Below are 12,810 nucleotides of genomic sequence, written 5' to 3'. Positions count from 1 at the left end.
ATGATTGAGATTGAAGAACTGACAAAAGGTTACAAAGGGCATATTATTTTTGATAAATTAAATTTAAAAATTCCGGAAGGAAAAATGACCGCAATTTATGGGACAAGTGGTGCGGGAAAGTCAACACTTTTGAATATTATTGGTTTAATTGAGGATTATGATGATGGGAAATATTATTTTAACGGTCAGTTTGCACCACCTTTTAATAGTTCCTTAGCTTTAAAGATGAGGAGAAATAAAATTTCCTATCTTTTTCAAAACTTTGCTTTATTGGAAGATGAAACAATCGAAAAAAATTTAGAGATAGCACTGATTTATTCTAGAATTTCAAAAAAAGAAAAACGAAAAAAGATGAAGAAATTGTTACTCCAAGTAGGCATAAATCATCGATTAAATACAAAAGTTTATAGTCTTTCTGGTGGAGAGAAACAAAGAGTAGCAATTGCACGGGCTTTATTAAAAGAAAGTCAGCTGATTTTGGCAGATGAACCAACAGGTTCGCTTGATACAGAAAATAGAAATGAAGTGATTGCTCTTTTGCGTCAAGAAGTTGATAAGGGAAAGACGGTTGTCATTGTGACACATGATTCTTACCTGAAAGAAGTTAGTGATTTGGTTATTGAGATTGGTGAATAATGAATTATCTATGATAAAAGTTAATAGGCTCAATAGAAATATTGGGTCTTTTTTTTTCTCCTCTAGGTAAATAAACATGTTATAATAATCTCAGAAGCTGATTTTTATGAATCGGCCTTTTGGCTTTTATTGAAATATTTACTGACAGATAAAAATAGGACAGCTGAAAAGTCTGTCAGTAATTTTGGTAGGTTAAACTAATGAAAATCTATATTGTCGGAACAGTTGGTTCTGGAAAATCAACGTTGGCTAGGAAATTAAGTGAAAAAAACTCAATGCGCGTGTTTCACTTGGATAATATCGTTCATGAAGGTGAAAGAAATCGAACAGATAAAGAAGTTTTCGAGTCAATTGAGTGTATTTTTAAGAATGAGTGTTTTATCATTGAAGATACATTACGCAAACGATTTATTCCATTGTTAGACAAAGTTGACAAGATTATTTATTTAGATTTACCTAAAAACTTACTGAAATATCGGATAATTAAGCGCTATGTAAAACAAAAATTGAGACTTGAAAAATCAACTTATCGACCAAGTTTACAGATGTTAAAACAGATGTTTATCTGGCAAAAAATTGGCCGGAGTGAACTGATAAATGCTCAAAAAAATAAAATTGTTTTACACAGTAAAAGAGAAATTCGGCAATTTATAAAAAATTTTCAAAAATAGAGAAGAAAGAATAGAAAATGACAAAAATGATTGTTGGCTTGGGAAACCCAGGCGATAAATATGAAAAAACAAAACATAATATGGGCTTTATGGCACTTGATTTACTGGCAAAAGAACTGAATGTTGATTTTAAAGAAGAAAAACCTTTTATGTCGCTTGTCGCGTCAACATTTGTGAATGGTGAAAAATTGTTTCTCGTGAAACCTTTGACTTTTATGAATGAATCTGGGCGTGCGGTGGCGCCACTTTTGAAATATTATAATATAGACGAGGCAGATTTAACGGTCATGCATGATGACTTGGATTCACCAGTCGGGCGCGTGCGTCTAAGACAAAAAGGGTCATCAGGTGGACAAAATGGAATAAAATCAGTCATTACACATGTGGGAAGTCAAACTTTTAACCGTGTAAAAATTGGGATTGGCCGTCCAAAACATGGTATGACAGTGGTGAATCATGTACTCTCTGGTTTTGACAATGAAGATAAGGAAATCGCTCAAGATGGAATTTTCAAAGCTGTTGATGCAATGAAATTCTATCTTGAAAATGGTGATTTTCAAAAGACAATGAATAAATTTAACTAAATGAATATTATTGAATTTTTTGACCAAAATTGGCAACTACAAAAATGGCAACAAGGTTTTTCAAAGCGTGAGCGAACTTTACTGACAGGATTGTCAGGAACAGCAAAGAGCTTAGTGATGGCAAATGCTTATGAAAATGTTGCTGACAAATATATTATTGTTACTGACAGCCAGTTTCATGCGAATGAACTTTATGATGAACTGTCAACTTTGCTTGGTGAAGAAAAAGTTTTTCAATTTTTTTCTGACGATAACATCTACGCAGAGTTCGCACTTGCATCTAAAGATCGAGTTGCTTATCGACTTGAGGCACTTAATTTCCTACTTGACGAAAAGTCAACAGGATTTTTGGTCGTACCTTTTTTGGCATTACGGAGCTATTTACCAAGTCCCGAAAATTTTTTAGAAAATTATCTTTTACTGACCTCTGGGGATGAGTATGATTTATCAAATTTAGTTAATTTATTATCAAAAGCTGGTTATGAAAAGACACAGCGCGTGATGACGCCAGGTGAATTTTCAATGCGAGGAGATATCGTTGATATTTATCCTTTAGATGCGGAAAATCCGGTACGTTTAGAGTTTTTTGGTGATGAAGTAGATACGATTCGCTCATTTGATGTGGAGAGTCAACGTTCACTGACAAGCCTTGAACGTTTGGAAATATATCCGGCCAGTGATTTTATTTTGACTGACAAAGAATTTGACAAGGGTGCAAAATCACTGACAGAAATGACAAATTTACTGACAGACCCGTCAGCAAAATCATATATGGAAGAAGTGATTTCAGCAGCTCAAAATCACTATTATCACAAAGATTTACGAAAATTTGCGGAGTATTTTTATGATAAAAAAACTTCACTTTTAAATTATTTTCCAAAAAATGTTCAAATATTCATTGATGATTTTCAAAAAGTAAATGAAATGAATAATAAGTTAGAAATGGAATTAGCAGATTTCATTTTATCTGAAAAAGCAATGGAAAGAGGATTTGAAGGGCAGACTTATTTGCTAGATACAATGGCAAAAGTTAGAAATTATAAGCCTGCTACCTTCTTTTCAAATTTCCAAAAAGGGCTCGGAAATCTCAGATTTGAACAACTTTATAATTTCAAACAACATTCAATGCAACAATTTTTCGGTCAATTAGAACTTTTTTACACTGAAGTTGAACGATTTATTAAGCAAGAGTTTACAGTTGTTTTAGCTGTATCATCAGAAAAACTCCGTAAATCACTCCATGAATTAGATTTAAGTTTACAAGAGGTTGACAGAAAATCTATTCAAGTGGGTAAAGTCAATCTGATTGATTTGCAATTATCCAATGGTTTTAATTTCCTCGATGAAAAATTAGTCGTCATGACTGAGCATGAAATATTTGGTAAAATGCGTAAGAAAAAGGCACGCAAACTGAATATTACAAATGCAGAAAGGCTAAAAGATTACAATGAACTCGCTGTTGGTGATTTTGTTGTCCATAAGAATCATGGGATTGGGAAATATTTAGGTTTACAAACTCTTGAAGTCGGCGGAATGCATCGTGATTATCTGACCATTCAATATCAAAATGGGGATACAATTTCTGTTCCAGTTGATCACCTAGATTTACTCAGTAAATATACAGCTGGTGAAGGAAAAAGTCCTAAAATCAATAAACTGAACGATGGGCGTTGGCGTAAAACCATGTCTTCTGTCAGTAAACAAGTTGAAGATATTTCAGATGATTTGATTAAACTTTATGCTGAACGTCAGGCGAAAAAAGGATTTGCATTCTCGCCGGATGACACCAGTCAAGAAGAATTTGATTCTGGTTTTTCATATGTTGAAACTGAAGACCAGATGCGTTCAATCAATGAAATTAAGCATGATATGGAACTTGAACGGCCAATGGACCGCTTGTTAGTTGGTGATGTTGGTTTTGGTAAAACCGAAGTTGCAATGCGAGCAGCCTTCAAAGCCATAAATGACGGGAAACAAGTCGCAGTTCTTGTGCCAACGACTGTTCTTGCTGAGCAGCATTTTAATAATTTTACTGAACGTTTTATCAACTTTGGTGTAAATGTCGAAGTTCTCAGCCGTTTTCAAACGAAAACACAGCAAACTGAAATTCTAGCCAAATTGAAAAAAGGACGAGTTGATTTAATTATTGGAACTCACCGTTTACTTTCAAAAGATGTTGAATTTTTTGATTTAGGTTTGATGATTATTGATGAAGAACAACGTTTTGGGGTTAAGCATAAAGAACGTTTGAAAGAATTAAAAACCCAGGTTGATGTTTTGACATTGACAGCCACACCTATTCCTAGGACTCTACATATGTCAATGCTTGGAATTCGTGACTTGTCAGTTATTGAAACACCACCAACAAACCGTTATCCAGTTCAAACCTATGTCATGGAAACAAACTACGGTGTGGTTCGTGATGCAGTGTTGAGAGAAATCTCTCGTGGTGGACAAGTTTACTATGTTTACAACAGGGTTGACACGATTGAGCAAAAAGTTTCTCAATTAGAAGAATTAATTCCTGAAGTAAGAATTGGTTTTATACACGGCCAAATGACTGAAGTACAACTTGAAAATACTTTACTTGCCTTTATCGCAGGTGATTATGATGTGCTTGTTGCAACGACAATCATTGAAACTGGGGTTGATATTCCAAATGCGAATACGCTTTTTATTGAAAATGCGGATATGATGGGCTTGTCACAACTTTATCAATTAAGAGGGCGAGTGGGGCGTTCAAATCGGGTGGCTTACGCCTATTTCATGTATCGACCTGAAAAAATATTGTCTGAAGTTTCGGAAAAACGTTTGGAAGCTATTAAAGGCTTTACAGAATTAGGCTCAGGTTTCAAGATTGCCATGCGTGATTTGTCTATCCGTGGTGCTGGTAATTTACTGGGAAGTGAGCAATCAGGATTTATTGATTCTGTTGGTTTCGATTTGTACTCACAACTGTTGGAAGAAGCCATTCACGCTAAACTTGGGACAAGTAAGCAAAAACGGACTTCAAATGTGGAAATTTCTTTGGAATTGGATGCCTTTATTCCTGCTTATTATATTTCTGATGAACGTCAAAAAATTGAAATTTACAAACGAATTCGTCAAATTGATAGTCGGGAGATTTATGAAGAACTACAAGAAGAATTGGTTGACCGTTTTGGAGAATATCCAGATGAAGTCGCTTATCTTCTGGAAATTGGTCTCTTAAAACACTTTGCAGATAATGCCTTAGTTGAAAAAATTGAAAAATCGAGATTTGAAGCAACTGTTACTTTGGAAAAAGTGGCTAATACCACCTATGACCCACAAGATTATTTCAAAGCCTTGGCTAAAACAAGCATGAAAGCTTCTGTGGGGGAAAAATATGGTAAAATGACTTTCCGCTTTAAAATTGAAAATCGAAACTCCGTTGTTCTTTTGAGCGAAATAATGAATTTTATTGAAGAATTATCAAAAATACGAGACAGTTACGAAAACAAGTAATTATTTTGTAAAAAAAGATAAATATGATACAATGCTTTTATATAAAACTATAAAAAATAGAGTTTAATAATTTTATGGAAATAAAAAACATAAAGAGAAAAAATTCTCAAGATGTAATTTATAAAATTAAACTCATATCTTAAAGGAGATTTATAAAAGTGGATTTAAAAGCAGCAAAAGCGGAGTTGAGAGAAAAAAGCCGACCCTATCAAACTTATTCTTACTATCTTATTATTCCAATCTTTATTATTCTTGTTTTTCTATTATCTTTAGTGGGGTACAATAAAGGAACTTTTGGAACAATCGTTTTTGTTTTTGTGATTTTTGCTCATGTTTGGGCAAGTAAACTGGATTTAGTAAGAAAAAGAAAACATGTGGCACCAATTTTAATGTATGTAACTCAAGGATTAGGAGTTGTTCTTATGGTTTTATTAGTTACCGAAGTTTCAGCGGGTGGGACAGGAAATATTGCTTTAGGACTTTCAAGTCTTATTCTACTTCCAATTGAAATTATTGCGATTGTTTTCTTCTTTATTTCAGCTAATGATATAAAAAAAGCTTATCCAACAATGAAAGAAGACGCCAAAGCAGCAAGGCTAGAATATCAAGAACTTAGACGTTCAAAATAATAAAAAAATTACTGACAGGTCTGTCAGTAAATTAATAAGGTTCTGTCACTAATGATGGAGCCTTATTATTATTATAAATAAAGGCATTTTCAAACAAAATGAAATATGTTATAATCAAACCATGAGATTAGATAAGTTTTTAAAAGTTTCGCGCTTGATTAAACGTCGTCCAGTTGCGAAAGAAGTTGCCGACAAAGGTCGGATTAAAATTAACGGAAAATTAGCGAAATCTTCATCTGATGTAAAATTTAATGACACAATTGAAATTCGTTTCGGAAATAAAATTGTTGAAGTTCGGGTTGCTGAATTAAAAGAGTTTACACGTAAAGAAGATGCTGATAAAATGTATGAAATGATTAGCGAAACTCGTATTACAGAAGAAGTTGAGTAATTATCATCAAAATAGATTGGAGGTTGTCATGGCAAAGCAAGTGATTCAACTAAATAATAAGTACACTCAGAAGCATAAAAAAAGAAATTTAAACCCAGTACCAAAAAGAAAACATTTAGGGCTTATTTTGATCGTGGCAATTTTACTTTTTAGTTTAGCAAGTATGAGTTTGATAAAATCATATGAAACTTTGCACAGTCAAGTAGCTTTAGAACAAAGTGCAAAGAAACAATATGAGAGTCTTTCTAAAGAAGTAACGATTAAAAAAGAAGAAATATCAAAACTTCAGGATCCTAACTATCTCCAAAAATTTGCTCGGAGTGACGGTCAAGAATATTCACAAAGTGATGAAAAAGTTTTTACTACTGACAGTCCCTTGATTGGAAGTAACGGGTCAAAATAATGATTGGACAAGTTGAAAACATTACAAGATTTGGACTTTTTGTAAAAATTTCTACTGACAAACTTGACGAAAGTACAGAAAAACTTGCTGACAAAGCTGTCAGTAAAAATAGAGGACTTTTGCGTTGGTCACAAATCCCTAAAAATGTACCCAAAGTACAAATTGGAGATTTGATTGGTGTTGAAATTTCAAATATACACGAAGATGGTAAGGTTGATTTAAATTATCAAGAAAAAATTTTTAAAAATGTCTATGCCGAATTTTTAGAAACAAGTCACCAAAGACTTACAGAACTTGAGCAAAAAAATCGTGAATTGAACTAAATAATTAAAAAGAAAAAATATTATTTAGTTTTTTCTTTGACTATTCTATTGACTAAAAATAGCACCTATTTTATGAAAAATTCTAGGAATTAAAAAGATAAAGATTACAACAGAAATTATTCTATGGAATGGATAAGATGTTGGGCAAGGTTTTAATCATGCAAAAACAGAGAACAAAAATTAATAGTGGAGTAGCCTTGGTGATGCTTTTAATGATTATCACAGGCTTTTTTGCTTTTTCACAAACAAGATATTTTGCTGACAAAAAGGTCAGTAAATCAAAAAATATTGTTGCAGCTGACAAAGTTACAGACAAAGAAAAAGAAACTGAAACTTGGACTTCAATCCCCCAAAGAGCAGTGACTTATCAAGAATTAACAACTTATGAGGACTCAAACCTTACTAAATCAGTTGGTAAAATTCCAGCTAAGACACAATTAGATATTGCCGAAATCGTTGGGAAATCCTTTAAGTTAAAGACAGGAAAGTATATTTCTACTGACAAAAAAGCTGTGATATCAGATCTTACAATTTCTAGAGAGTCAACAAATACAACAATATATACTGATAAAAGTGTCAATGTATTTTACAACCCCGTAACCACTTATGATAATCAAATAATGACAAATTTAAGTGGTACACATCAACTTTCTGCTGATAAAATGGCTAAGACTAACTGGGGAACTTACTACGAAGTATCTTTGGATAATGGCCAAACGGGTTGGGTTTCAGAAAATGATATTTCTTTGGAAAATCCCAAAATCAAACAAGTTCAGGCATTATTGAATCAGAAATACAATGACAAAAAGTATTCAATCTATGTCAAAGAACTTGACGATAAGTTTACAGCTGGTGTAAACCAAGAACAGAAAATGTATTCAGCGAGTCTTTCTAAAATTCCAATTCTTTATTGGACTCAAAAACGACTTAATGAAGGTTTGGCTTCACTTGATGACAAACTATTGTACACCCCAGCCATTAATACTTTTTATGGAAGTTATAAACCAGAAGGAACTGGAAATTTACCAAAAACAGCAGATAATAAATATTACAGTCTTCAGGATGTTATCAATAGAACAGCCAAACTCTCAGACAATGTCGGAAGTAATATGCTCGCCTATTATGAAACCCAGGAGTTAAATCCAAACTATCAAAAAGAAATAAATAGGATTGCTGGACAAGAGTGGAATCCAAAAGAGCGAAATGCCTCAGCTCAAATGGTAGGTAGAATGCTAGAAGCTCTTTATAATGAAGGAGGGGCTTCCTTTAACGCTTTATTTGATACCTCTTTTGATGATGTTAAAATTAGAGCAGGCGTTCCTAAAAATATATCGGTTGCTCACAAAATTGGTGGGGCAGATACAGATAATCATGATGCAGCCATTGTATTTGCAAGTAAACCATATCTTTTGGTGATTGAAACTGATGGGGCAACTGATGATGAAATAAAAGCAATTTCTCAAGATGTTTATGGAGTTATGAAATGACACCAGCTCAACGTAAATTTTTAAAAATAGTCAAAGATGAACACTATTTTGATAAAGATTCAAAAATATTATTGGCTTTATCAGGTGGTAAAGACTCAATGACTCTTTTTAACTGGCTCTATGATTTAAAAGAAGTTCTCGGTATTGAACTGGGACTGGCTCACATTAATCATGGCTTACGAGAAGAGTCAAAGTTTGAAGAAATTGCTCTTCGAGAAATGGCAACAAAACTTAAAGTACCAATTTATGTTGACAAGTTTACAGGAGAGTTTACAGAAAAAAATGCACGTGATTTCCGTTATCAGTTTTTTGAAAAGCTAATGATAAGAGAAAATTACAATATTTTGCTGACAGCTCATCATCAAGGAGATCTTGTTGAAACGGTATTAATGCGTCAAATTGCAGGACGTCCTTTGAGAAGTTTGCAGGGTATTGCTGACCGTCAACCTTTTGCAGGTGGTCAATTAATCAGACCTTTATTGAAATTTACAAAAGAAGAACTTGATGCACAAACCTATTATGAAGATTCAACAAATCAAGGACTAGATTATTTTAGAAATAGAATACGTAATCAACTAATTCCAGAATTAACAAAAGAAAATCCTCAATTTTCACAATCAATCAGTGATTTGAGCACGGAAATTAAAATGGCTTTGGCAGTAATTAATCAAAAAATTTCGGAACTTAAAATTGTTGATGAAAAAATATCATCTGAAAAATTTATCTCCCAAACAAAAGAATTACAACATTTTATCTTACAAGCATTTTTTGCTCAATATCCAGAAATAGAAGTAAGTAAGAAAAAATTTGCAGAATTACTTCATATTATCAATCGTCCTCAACAATATTTCGCAAAATTGAATAAGGAATTTTATTTTGTGAAGACTAAAGATTTCTTTTATCTTGAAAAAATTCAACTTGAAAGGGAGGATTCAGTAGAGATTGTAAGTGAAAATCCGCAAGATGAATCATTTATGGAAGTTTATTTGCCTCTTGAAGGGGAAATTGAAATTCGTAAACGCCAGCCTGGGGATCAAATTCTAATCAATGGTCATCATAAAAAATTACGCAAGTTTTTTATTGATAACAAAGTTCCATTAAAGGCCCGAGAGAATCCACTTATCTTCGTTGATAAAAAACTCTATGCCATTGTCGGTCTTGCGTGTTCTGATTTGAGTAAAATGCTCAAAAATGATAAAATTAGAAGAATATTATGGGTCAAACCCAGTATAGGAGAGGAAATCAACGATGCTCGAAAAAAATCTTGATAAGGCCATTGAAAAAGTATTAGTTTCAGAAGAAGAAATTATAGAAAAATCCAAAGAACTTGGAGAAATATTAACAAAAGAATACGAAGGAAAAAATCCATTAGTCTTAGGAATTCTTCGCGGTTCAGTTCCTTTCTTAGCTGAATTAATCAAACATATTGATTGTCACTTAGAAACTGACTTTATGACTGTATCAAGTTATCACGGCGGAACAAAATCTTCTGGTGAAGTAAAATTAATCCTAGATGTTGATACAGCAGTCAAAGGTCGTGATATTTTAATTGTTGAAGATATTATCGATACTGGTCGTACTTTAAAATATCTAAAAGAACTTTTGGAACATCGTGGAGCAAACGTAAAAATTGTAACACTTCTTGACAAACCAGAAGGACGAATTGTTGAAATTAAACCAGATTATTCAGGTTTTACAATTCCTAATGAATTTGTTGTTGGATTTGGTTTGGACTACGAAGAAAACTATCGTAATCTTCCATATGTCGGAGTTTTAAAACCAGAAGTTTATAACAAATAATTCGTTGATTTTAGTCATCTAAAGTTTTTCTCAGACTAAAGTATGAAAAAATCTCTGACCAATACTTACTATTAGCATTCCAAAAGGAAATATGCTATAACTAGGTATAGCTGTTATTGACTAGCCTGTATCCTTTATTACCAGTGATACTAAGAAGTAAATTCTTGGCTTTTCTAATAATAAATAAACAAAAGATAAGGAAAATATGAATAACAACAAACAACCAAAACAAGGAAATTTTGTAAAAAATATCTTGATGTGGGTAATCTTGGCTATTGTTGTTGTTGTCGGTTTCAATTTCTTCTTCAGTAGTAATCAATCAAGCGTGGATAAAATTAGCTATTCACAATTGATGACGAAACTTGACGGTAACAAGATTGAAAACGTCACAATGCAACCTTCTGATAGCTTAATTACTGTAACAGGTGAATATAAAGAACCTGTAAAAGTAAAAGGAACAAATAATTTCCCACTTTTAGGCAATTCTAGTAGTGAAGTTAAAAACTTCCAAGCTTATATTATTCCAACTGACAGTGTTGTCAAGGATATCCAAAATGCAGCTAAAAGTAATGATGTAAAACTTAGTGTTGTTCAAGCTTCATCAAGTGGTATGTGGGTTCAAATTCTCTCATACATCATTCCAATGCTTCTATTTGTTGGTATATTCTGGCTCATGATGGGCGGAATGGGCGCTCGTGGCGGAGGCGGCGGTGGAAATCCGATGTCCTTCGGTAAATCTCGTGCTAAACAACAAGATGGTAAAACATCTAAAGTTCGTTTTGCTGACGTTGCCGGTTCTGAAGAGGAAAAACAAGAGCTTGTAGAAGTTGTTGATTTCCTTAAAAATCCGAAAAAATATCATGATTTAGGAGCTCGTATCCCAGCAGGTGTTCTTCTTGAAGGCCCTCCAGGTACAGGTAAAACATTGCTTGCTAAGGCTGTTGCCGGTGAAGCAGGAGTTCCTTTCTATAGTATCTCAGGTTCTGATTTCGTTGAAATGTTTGTCGGTGTTGGTGCCTCACGTGTCCGTGACTTATTTGAAAATGCTAAGAAAACTGCACCATCAATTATCTTTATTGATGAAATTGATGCTGTTGGTCGTCAACGTGGTGCAGGTCTTGGTGGTGGTAACGATGAACGTGAACAAACCCTTAACCAATTGCTCGTTGAAATGGATGGTTTCCAAGATGATGGCAACTCAGTAATCGTTATTGCTGCAACTAACCGTTCAGATGTGCTTGACCCAGCGCTTTTACGTCCAGGTCGTTTTGACCGTAAAGTCTTGGTCGGAGCTCCAGATGTTAAAGGTCGTGAAGCCGTTCTTAAAGTTCATGCTAAAAACAAACCTTTAGCAAGTGATGTTGATTTGCACAATGTTGCTACACAAACTCCAGGCTATGTCGGAGCTGATTTGGAAAATGTTTTGAATGAAGCTGCACTTGTTGCTGCACGTCAAAATAAAAAAGAAATCAATGCTGCTGACATTGATGAAGGAATGGACCGTGCAATGGCTGGTCCAGCTAAGAAAGATCGTATTCAATCAATGCGCGAACGTGAGATCGTGGCTTACCACGAAGCAGGTCACGCTATTGTTGGACTCGTTCTTGAAAATGGATCTACTGTTCGTAAAGTTACCGTTGTTCCACGTGGACGCATCGGTGGTTACATGCTTGCTCTTCCAGATGAAGAAATCATGCAACCAACTAATTTCCATCTTCAAGACCAACTTGCCAGCCTTATGGGTGGACGACTTGGTGAAGAAATTGTCTTTGGTGTAGCTACTCCAGGGGCATCAAATGATATCGAAAAAGCAACACACATTGCTCGTTCAATGGTAACTGAATATGGGATGTCTAAGAAACTTGGTATGGTATCTTATGAAGGAGACCATCAAGTATTTATTGGTCGCGACTATGGTCAAACTAAGACTTACTCAGAAGCAACTGCTGTTATGATTGATGATGAAGTGCGTCGTATTCTCGGTGAAGCTTATGACCGTGCTAAAGAAGCAATTGAAACACACCGTGAGCAACATAAAGCAATTGCGGAAGCTCTGCTTAAATATGAAACACTTGATGCGAAACAAATCATGTCACTCTTCAAAACAGGAAAAATGCCTGATGAAGCAGCGGCAGCAGAAGTACCAGAACCAAAAACATTTGAAGAATCTCTCAAAGATGCAAATGCGAATGTTGATGATTTTTCAAACATTAATATCTATAATGGTGATGAAAAAACAGATTCTAAACCAGAAGAAAATAAGGAAAAATCAGAAGATGAAACAGCCGAATAAGGCTGTTTTTCTTTTTTTTTATGTTTTAGAATAAATGGTCTAGTTTATTCTTGACAAAAAATAATATTTTGATATAATTAAATAGTTGTCGTTTGAGACGACTGACT

General features: G+C 34.0%; 12 protein-coding genes. All 12 read left to right on the top strand.

Annotation, left to right across the window (positions count from 1 at the left end; translation table 11 throughout):
• The 12 genes from HFD15_RS05670 to ftsH all read left to right on the top strand — a co-directional run bounded on the left by HFD15_RS05670 (position 1) and on the right by ftsH (position 12,703).
• Positions 1-636 (top strand): ABC transporter ATP-binding protein, encoded by a 636-nt coding sequence (locus HFD15_RS05670; protein ID WP_167593264.1) that lies wholly within the window; start codon positions 1-3, stop codon positions 634-636.
• A 200-nt stretch (positions 637-836) separates the two neighbouring features.
• Entirely contained in the window at positions 837-1,307 is a 471-nt protein-coding gene (locus tag HFD15_RS05665; RefSeq protein WP_167593265.1) for an AAA family ATPase, read from the top strand.
• Positions 1,308-1,324: 17 nt separating this feature from the next.
• Positions 1,325-1,891 (top strand): aminoacyl-tRNA hydrolase, encoded by a 567-nt coding sequence (gene pth, locus HFD15_RS05660; RefSeq protein ID WP_003132167.1) that lies wholly within the window; start codon positions 1,325-1,327, stop codon positions 1,889-1,891.
• Positions 1,892-5,377 carry a transcription-repair coupling factor gene (gene mfd, locus HFD15_RS05655; RefSeq protein ID WP_058208723.1) on the top strand — a complete coding sequence of 1,162 codons (3,486 nt, stop codon included), beginning with the start codon at positions 1,892-1,894 and terminating at the stop codon, positions 5,375-5,377.
• A gap of 158 nt (positions 5,378-5,535) precedes the next feature.
• Positions 5,536-6,006, top strand: a complete 471-nt coding sequence (locus tag HFD15_RS05650) for a hypothetical protein (protein WP_003132169.1) — start codon at positions 5,536-5,538, stop codon at positions 6,004-6,006.
• Positions 6,007-6,127: 121 nt separating this feature from the next.
• The gene (locus HFD15_RS05645; RefSeq protein ID WP_003132170.1) at positions 6,128-6,397 is read left to right on the top strand and encodes an RNA-binding S4 domain-containing protein; all 270 of its coding nucleotides are present in this window, start codon (positions 6,128-6,130) and stop codon (positions 6,395-6,397) included.
• A gap of 28 nt (positions 6,398-6,425) precedes the next feature.
• Positions 6,426-6,800, top strand: a complete 375-nt coding sequence (locus HFD15_RS05640) for a septum formation initiator family protein (protein WP_003132171.1) — start codon at positions 6,426-6,428, stop codon at positions 6,798-6,800.
• A complete protein-coding gene (locus tag HFD15_RS05635) occupies positions 6,800-7,123 on the top strand; it encodes a hypothetical protein (RefSeq protein WP_003132172.1) in 324 nt (107 codons plus the stop codon). The genes HFD15_RS05640 and HFD15_RS05635 overlap by 1 nt, the downstream gene beginning before the upstream one ends.
• A gap of 137 nt (positions 7,124-7,260) precedes the next feature.
• Entirely contained in the window at positions 7,261-8,610 is a 1,350-nt protein-coding gene (locus HFD15_RS05630) for a serine hydrolase (RefSeq protein WP_167593331.1), read from the top strand.
• Positions 8,607-9,878, top strand: a complete 1,272-nt coding sequence (gene tilS / locus HFD15_RS05625; protein WP_058208722.1) for a tRNA lysidine(34) synthetase TilS — start codon at positions 8,607-8,609, stop codon at positions 9,876-9,878. The genes HFD15_RS05630 and tilS overlap by 4 nt, the downstream gene beginning before the upstream one ends.
• Entirely contained in the window at positions 9,859-10,410 is a 552-nt protein-coding gene (gene hpt, locus HFD15_RS05620; protein WP_010905038.1) for a hypoxanthine phosphoribosyltransferase, read from the top strand. Before tilS ends, hpt begins: the two co-directional genes overlap by 20 nt.
• A 205-nt stretch (positions 10,411-10,615) precedes the next feature.
• Positions 10,616-12,703: an ATP-dependent zinc metalloprotease FtsH gene (gene ftsH, locus HFD15_RS05615; protein WP_003132177.1), complete on the top strand. Its 2,088-nt coding sequence runs from the start codon at positions 10,616-10,618 to the stop codon at positions 12,701-12,703.
• Positions 12,704-12,810: the final 107 nt, after the last annotated feature.

Origin of the sequence: Lactococcus sp. EKM203L, assembly GCF_011800585.1 — a bacterium.
Taxonomy (GTDB): Bacteria; Bacillota; Bacilli; order Lactobacillales; family Streptococcaceae; genus Lactococcus; species Lactococcus lactis.
This window is presented reverse-complemented; position numbering and strand designations above follow the sequence as displayed.